At 44.3% G+C, this 6,929-nt stretch carries 9 protein-coding genes; 6 read left to right on the top strand and 3 right to left on the bottom strand.

Annotation, left to right across the window (positions count from 1 at the left end):
• The first annotated feature begins 361 nt into the window (after positions 1-361).
• The 4 genes from ACUVJL_RS18210 to ACUVJL_RS18195 all read left to right on the top strand — a co-directional run bounded on the left by ACUVJL_RS18210 (position 362) and on the right by ACUVJL_RS18195 (position 4,601).
• The gene (locus ACUVJL_RS18210) at positions 362-1,618 is read left to right on the top strand and encodes an ABC transporter substrate-binding protein (RefSeq protein WP_445247150.1); all 1,257 of its coding nucleotides are present in this window, start codon (positions 362-364) and stop codon (positions 1,616-1,618) included.
• A gap of 153 nt (positions 1,619-1,771) precedes the next feature.
• Complete coding sequence (locus tag ACUVJL_RS18205; protein WP_445247151.1) at positions 1,772-2,722, top strand: branched-chain amino acid ABC transporter permease; 951 nt, start codon at positions 1,772-1,774, stop codon at positions 2,720-2,722.
• Between the two features lie 187 nt (positions 2,723-2,909).
• Positions 2,910-3,845, top strand: a complete 936-nt coding sequence (locus tag ACUVJL_RS18200; RefSeq protein WP_445247149.1) for a branched-chain amino acid ABC transporter permease — start codon at positions 2,910-2,912, stop codon at positions 3,843-3,845.
• 153 nt (positions 3,846-3,998) lie between these two features.
• Entirely contained in the window at positions 3,999-4,601 is a 603-nt protein-coding gene (locus tag ACUVJL_RS18195) for a hypothetical protein (protein WP_445247148.1), read from the top strand.
• 37 nt (positions 4,602-4,638) lie between these two features.
• On the opposite strand, the gene ACUVJL_RS18190 is transcribed toward ACUVJL_RS18195, so the two are convergent.
• Positions 4,639-4,782: a hypothetical protein gene (locus tag ACUVJL_RS18190; RefSeq protein ID WP_445247147.1), complete on the bottom strand. Its 144-nt coding sequence runs from the start codon at positions 4,780-4,782 to the stop codon at positions 4,639-4,641.
• Positions 4,783-4,829: 47 nt separating this feature from the next.
• On the opposite strand from ACUVJL_RS18190, the gene ACUVJL_RS18185 reads away from it, so the two are divergent.
• The gene (locus tag ACUVJL_RS18185) at positions 4,830-5,048 is read left to right on the top strand and encodes a hypothetical protein (RefSeq protein WP_445247146.1); all 219 of its coding nucleotides are present in this window, start codon (positions 4,830-4,832) and stop codon (positions 5,046-5,048) included.
• The gene (locus tag ACUVJL_RS18180) at positions 5,041-5,433 is read left to right on the top strand and encodes an aspartyl protease family protein (protein ID WP_445247145.1); all 393 of its coding nucleotides are present in this window, start codon (positions 5,041-5,043) and stop codon (positions 5,431-5,433) included. The genes ACUVJL_RS18185 and ACUVJL_RS18180 overlap by 8 nt, the downstream gene beginning before the upstream one ends.
• Positions 5,434-5,642: 209 nt before the next feature.
• Here the strand turns inward: ACUVJL_RS18180 and ACUVJL_RS18175 are convergent, their stop codons facing one another.
• Positions 5,643-6,083 carry a DUF1036 domain-containing protein gene (locus tag ACUVJL_RS18175; protein ID WP_445247144.1) on the bottom strand — a complete coding sequence of 147 codons (441 nt, stop codon included), beginning with the start codon at positions 6,081-6,083 and terminating at the stop codon, positions 5,643-5,645.
• Between the two features lie 205 nt (positions 6,084-6,288).
• Positions 6,289-6,756: a hypothetical protein gene (locus ACUVJL_RS18170; protein ID WP_333332656.1), complete on the bottom strand. Its 468-nt coding sequence runs from the start codon at positions 6,754-6,756 to the stop codon at positions 6,289-6,291.
• Positions 6,757-6,929: the final 173 nt, after the last annotated feature.

Raw genomic sequence — 6,929 nt, 5'->3', positions numbered from 1 at the left:
CAAACTATTCTTTTTTCTAGGTTCAGTTTTTTGCCTTGAGTTGGCGGTTCAGTGAACCGCTTCTCTTCTGGCGCTTTATTAATGTATCAACTCTCCCCAGAGTTGTCAAGCGTTTTGCGCAAAGATTTTAAAGTTTTTTTTGAAGCCATACACCGTAAGGGTTTTGACCTGTCAGCACCGCTTGAGCCTCCGCTGGCTGATTCCTCTTTAGGGCAAGGGGCTACTTCCTGACCCCTAAATACGGTTTTTGACCGGGGTCTCTCGCCCCAATCGGTAGAATATTTGCACATATAGATGTTCTATATAGAGATGGTCTATATAGTGGAGATGATCTATATATGATGTGTTCGATCGCCCGCTCATGAAAAAACCTGCCCCTCTCCCTAGTGCCTTGTTCGTTACCTGCGCTTCACTGCTGATGGCTTGCACTCAGACGAACACTCCCCAGACATCGACTACAGTATCTCCAGGTACTTCGCCATCTCCGGCAACTTCGCCACAGGGTTCGGCTGCGGGGAACTCTACCGCTATTCCCATTGGGGTTGGGGTGGCGCAAACTAGCAATGTGGCTTTACTCGGTCAGGAACAGGTGGCTGGGGCGAAAATTGCTGAGAAGTATTTCAACGATAAGGGCGGTGTGGATGGGACGCCGATTAAACTGGTGTTCCAAGATACGGGTGGAGATGAACAAGGGGCGATCAATGCCTTCAATACTCTGATCAATCAGGATAAGGTGGTGGGTATTGTGGGCCCAACTCTCTCGCAGCAGGCTTTTAGTGCCGATCCGATCGCCGATCGGGCAAAAATTCCCGTACTCGCACCATCCAACACCGCTAAAGGCATTCCCCAGATTGGCGATTATGTCGCCCGAGTCTCCGCGCCTGTCGCCGTGGTAGCACCTAATGCAGTTAAAGCGGCCCTGAAGCAAAATCCCAATATTAAGAAAGTAGCCGTGTTTTTTGCTCAGAATGATGCTTTTAGCAAATCTGAGACTGAAACTTTTCAGACAACGGTTAAAGGTATGGGACTGGAATTGGCAACAGTCCAAAAATTCTTGACTACTGATACAGATTTCCAATCTCAAGCCACTAATGGGATAAATGTCAAGCCCGATTTGATAATTATTTCTGGGTTGGCCGCAGATGGAGGCAATTTAATTAAGCAGTTGCGGGAGTTGGGCTACAAAGGGGTTATCATTGGGGGCAACGGTCTGAATACTTCCAATGTATTTTCGGTTTGCAAAGCACTGTGTGATGGAGTTTTAATTGCCCAAGCATACAGCCCGGAATATCAGAATGAGATTAATAAGGCTTTTCGTGATGCTTATCGCGCTCAATTTAAGAAGGAACCACCTCAGTTTAGCGCTCAAGCTTTTACTGGTGTACAAGTTTTTGTTGAGTCATTAAAAGAAATTAATGCTAAGTCGAAGGTTAGCCAAAAGCCTTTAGCAGAATTGCGTACAAATTTGAATCAGCAGTTGTTGAGTGGAAAGTACGATACGCCTCTGGGGGAAATTTCTTTTACGCCGGAAGGTGAAATCAATCAGAAAGAGTTTTATGTGGCACAGATAAAAATGGATGCTGATGGTACTAACGGTAAATTTGAGTTTTTGAAATGAACTCAGAACACGGATACACGGATGAGTTATTGAGTGTGACTCTGAAGTCTCCCCCCCTGCCCCCCCCTTGGGGGGAAGTCAGAAGTCAGAGTAAAAATTGTATGTTTTTTGTTGTTGAATGATTGCGGTGTGAGGCTCAATTCTTAACTGGTGATGGACTTAACTCTGTTTCTGCAACAATTTTTGAATGGTTTGTCGATCGGCAGCGTGTATGCTATTTTTGCCCTGGGATACACCCTAGTGTTCTCTATTCTCGGAATTATTAATTTTGCTCACGGTGCAGTGTTTACTTTGGGTGCTTATTTCACTTATGCGTTGATGGGCGGTGCTTTTGGTTTCAACGGGTTGTTGGCTAATGCGAGAATTCCTGTGCAGTTTCCTTTTGCTGTGGCGCTAATTTTGGGCAGTACGCTGGCTGGTTTGGTGGGAGTAATTGTTGAAAGAGTTGCTTTTTTGCCTTTGCGCCACAGAAACTCAGATCCTCTGCTGACGGTGGTTTCTAGTTTGGGGGCGGCGGTGGCGATCGCCAATATCATCCAGTATCTTGTCGGTGCAGAAATTTACACTTTTCCTACTAATACTTACGGCAATTTCCCGGCAGCTATTAACTTTGGTACGGCGGATAAACAGATTCCTATTCGCACTGTTCAAATAGTGATTTTTGGCGTAGCTATTGCGATTGTTAGTCTTCTAACTTACTTAATAAATTTCACTAAATTTGGCAAAGCAATGCAGGCGGTGGCTGAAGATGCTACTACTTCTAGTCTCTTGGGTATTGATACTGACAGATATATTGTTTTGACGTTTTTTGTGAGCAGTTTTCTGGCTGGTTTGGCGGGGAGTTTGGTGGGTTCTAGTGTGAGTATTGCTGGGCCGTATTTTGGGATTGCTTTTGGTTTGAAGGGTTTGGCGGTGATTGTGCTGGGTGGGTTGGGGAGTATTCCTGGGGCTGTTTTGGGTGGGTTTATAATTGGTTTGGTGGAGGCTTTTGTGCCTGGAGATTTTTCGGCTTATAAGGATGCTGTTGCTTTTGGCATATTGTTTATGATGCTATTGGTTAGGCCGCAGGGTTTGTTTGGACGGCGTTTGATTCAGAAGGTGTAAGTTCGTTGCCCGGTTGATAATTCGGTTATTGAAATCAAATGGCTTAAGAGTCAAACTTTCGTCCCAGGAGAGGGGGACTGAGAAATAGAAGCGTTTGAATCAAAAGGTGTAAGAGGATTCGGATCTTGAAAGGGCTTATTGTCAAACTCTCCTCCTAGCAGAGAGGAACTAAGAAATAAAGAAAGTTATGACTGCATTTTTTACTACTTATGGGTTTCTGATTGTCTCGATGTTGGTGGGTGCAATGTTGGGAATGTCGCTGTATTTGCCTTTAATGACGGGACAGTTGTCTCTGGCTAGCCCTGGTTTTTATGCTTTAGGTGGGTATATTTCGGCGATTTTGTCTACAACCGTGTTTCAACAGACAGGGGGTTTGTTCCCTCTGCCATTGCTGTTATTGGAGATGATAATTGCAGGGGCTGTTTCGGGATTGCTGGGTATTTTAGTGGGAATTCCGGCGCTGCGGTTGAGTGGGATTTATTTGGCGATCGCAACTATTGCTTTTGTGGAAATTTTGCGGGTTTTATCGCTGAATCTGGACATCACTGGCGGGGCTGTGGGCATTTTTGGGATTCCGCAACCGTTTGCGACGCCGATCGAGTATTTGTGGATTGTACTACCTTTACTGTTGGTAAGTATGGCAATTGTCTATCGGCTGGAACGGATTCGGGTGGGGCGGGCTTTTGCGGCGATTCGCGCTGATGAGTTGGCGGCGGATGCGATCGGCATTAACCCAACTTTTTATAAAGTTTTGGCTTTCACGTTAGGTGCTGTTTTAGCTGGGGTTGTGGGTGCAGTTAGTGCCCATTTCCTGAATACTTGGAACGCGCGTCAAGGTACTTTTGATGCTAGTATTATTTACTTGACTTCTGTGTTGATTGGTGGTAGCAGAAGTTTTCTGGGAGCAGTTTTGGGTGGGATGGTGTTTACTGCTTTGCCGGAGGTTTTGAGGGGGATGGCGACTATTCAGGGATTGCCGGTTTGGTTGGCACAATTTCTGCGGGATGGGCGGTTAATTGTTTTTGGGGTGCTGATTGTGTTGGGGACGATATTTTTTCCGCAAGGTTTGGTGACGCCGGAGTTGTTGAAGAGGTGGAGGAAGGGCGATCGTACTTCTGTTTAAAATTTGATTTTTGGTGATGATGGCGACGAGTCACCCGCTTTAACGTCTAGCCCAAAAGTGCGATCGCCCTGTCGGTGAAAAAAGACAAGGTGCGATCGCCAACCTTATGACTTAAAATAGAAGAAACATTTTGACTTTTAAATTTTTAATGCTATGTCTTACAGCGATTTCACTTCATTTGACAAATTGATTCCTTTGGGAATTAGTCAGATTATAACTGTTGAGAAATTGGTTGATTTTGAGCCAATCGCTCCCAGCGCATTCTTGACTGAAGCCTTAAAGCGATTTGCACCGCTTGCTATTGCCATCAATACCGAAAAAGCTCGCTCTGAATATTTAATTGCTCCCATTTTAAGCGAAATTGTCACCTTTAACCCTCATTTTTCCTTATTTTCTGGTAAAAACTTTACGGCAGATCCCAGTTTAGGTTTGAATGGATTTGTTGATTTTTTACTCACGGCTAACCCTGATAAGCTGGCAATTAAGGCTCCTATTGTTACGGTAATTGAAGCTAAAAATGAAAATATTAATGAGGGTTTAGCTCAATGTATTGCTACTATGTATGCGGCTTTTTTAGTCAACCGACGCGACCCTAAAATTGGTGATAAAACGGTTTATGGATCGGTTACTACAGGCCAAGTTTGGCGATTTTTGGCACTGACACCCAATCTGGAAGTTGCTATAGATCTCAAAGACCGCTATCTTACTCCGATCGATGAGCTTCTCGGTCTATTGAATGCTCTTCTAACAGCTTAAGGGCGATCTATTACTTGTGAATAAAACAGATTTACACCTAATAGTTTTTATTGTGGCAGATCGCCTCCGGCACGTTCGCGATCGCATCCACACCCCTTATCGAGCGCCTATCCATAAAAAAGTAAGGGGCGATCGCATCCACACTTTTGATCGATCGCCTATCTATAAAACAGTGTCTCACAGATCGCTTATGATAAATGTATCCTCGTATGTCTGGGAGTTTAAACTATGTCTCTCGCTGAGTTAATTCCTTTGGTGAACAGTCTGAGCCAGTCAGACAAATTATCACTCTTCAAACTCCTAGCTGTGCAAATCCCAAAGGCTGAACTACAAGTTATCTTTTCTGCATCAGAGTATCCGGTTTGGTCGCCCTACGAGGCAACGGAAGCTGCAAACATTCTGATGCAGATGATTCGGGATGACCGAGAGGCATCTACTCATGCCTAGTACAATCGAGTTTCCCTTTTCTGAGGATGAAGCATTACCCACGATCCCCATCACTCTGAGTCATGCAGGCTTTTCTGTCTCCGCGAATGCACTGCTAGATACTGGGTCTGCGGTCAATCTATTACCTTATGACATAGGGCTGCAATTGGGTGCTATTTGGGAGGAACAAACTATCCGCTTGCCATTGGCTGGAAATCTTGCAAGAGTTGAGGCGCGGGGTGTATTTGTGCAGGTTCAAATTGGGAATCTGGAACCAGTTCGTCTAGCATTTGCCTGGGCACAATCCTCTCAGGTGCCCTTAATTCTTGGGCAAACGAACTTTTTTCGAGAATTTGATGTTTGTTTTCAGAGATCGCGATGCACGATCGAGATTGTCCGCTTCTAATCAGCGTCGATGTCGATCAGTAAAAAAGAGAGGGGCGATCGCCTATCAATAAAAAAGTCAAGAGCGATCGCATCCACACAAAGAGTACGATCGCCTATCAATAAAAAAAGTAAGTGGCGATCGCATCTAGCCCTCTCATGTCCTGTTGTCTGTTGAGGAAATGAATAGATGACGAGGTGCGATCCTCTTCCAAATAAGTGAGGATTGCCCTAATCAAAAACCTCATACGTGTAGTCAGGGCTGTCATTAGTCTTGAACACTCTAAAGCCCTTCATTTCTCTCCCCTTTCCTTGACAACGTGCTGAGTTATCAGCATTACGAATTGTCCAAGATGGTTGTACATTAACCCAGACAACGCATCTGCGTACATCACCTGACTCAACTACTCCGGTAAAAGTCTCTGCATAAACTCCAATGTCTGAGTTAGATACTCTTCCAGCGAAAGCTGTACCACAACTACCAGGATTAAGCTGTAGCCATCCTTTTGACCAAATATTGCCATCTGAATAATAACTAATTGCTACAAAAGCTTTCGATCCAGCTCGATTGCACACAGTCAAGCTTGCACTTGCCGGAGTAGCAAATACAACAGACGAAAAGAAGCCAACCATTCCTAAGCCTACAGCCATTGCCAGATTTCTAAGCAGCATAACGTTACCTTCTTTCTAAATATCAAATAATCTTTTCCAATCAAAACTCAAGCCCGATCGTCTATCGATAAAAAAAGTAAGGAGCGATCGTATCTACCCCCCTCATATCCTGTTGTTTGGTAAAGAGATAAATAGGTGACGAAGTGCGATCGCTCTAGTGAGCAATAGCGTCTTCACAGTTAGAACTTCCATAAAGGTGGGCGACCTATTGGATAGGTCTACCGTCTGGGATGCTCACCAAAGCCGGACAAGATATAGGTGTTACCGCTTTTAGAACAAAGTTACGTTCAAAAGCTTTTGGACCTGCAACCCAGCGTTTAGTACCTTGATCCAAAAGATACACTTTGTTATTTAAACGATGACCGTTCTCTTTACAAAGAACAATTCTATTTTCCATTGTTAATGATGATGCTTCCTCAATCAGCTCGACATCTATATATTGCTGAACCTGCCTTCCAGGAAACAAGAGGGCGAAAACTTTAGGACCTGCAATCCACCGTCGTTTTCCTTCATCAATCCAGTAGACTTTACCATTACTAGGATGCGCGAGTAGTAAGCCATTCAAATCTGAGCGGTTAACTAGAGCTTGAGCATCATTAATAAATCCAAGAGTAAAAACTTGGGGTAAGGTAGCCGCAGCAAGGCACATTGTAAATTTCAGTAATTTATTCATCTTGTCACCTAAACATTAGCATCTATTCATTTATAGACCGATCGCACAAAACTGCAAAGCGAAAAAAGACGGAAAAAGACGGGCATTTCTAAAATTGCGATGCAAGGCGGATCAAGGCGGATAAAGACGGATAAAGTCGGGTATACTAACGATAGTTCTCCGACCCCCCTACT

Origin of the sequence: Microcoleus sp. OTE_8_concoct_300 (assembly GCF_031383065.1) — a bacterium.
Lineage (GTDB): Bacteria > Cyanobacteriota > Cyanobacteriia > Cyanobacteriales > Microcoleaceae > Microcoleus.
Note: the sequence above shows the minus strand (reverse complement) of the source record. Positions and strands in the feature narration are given on the sequence as shown.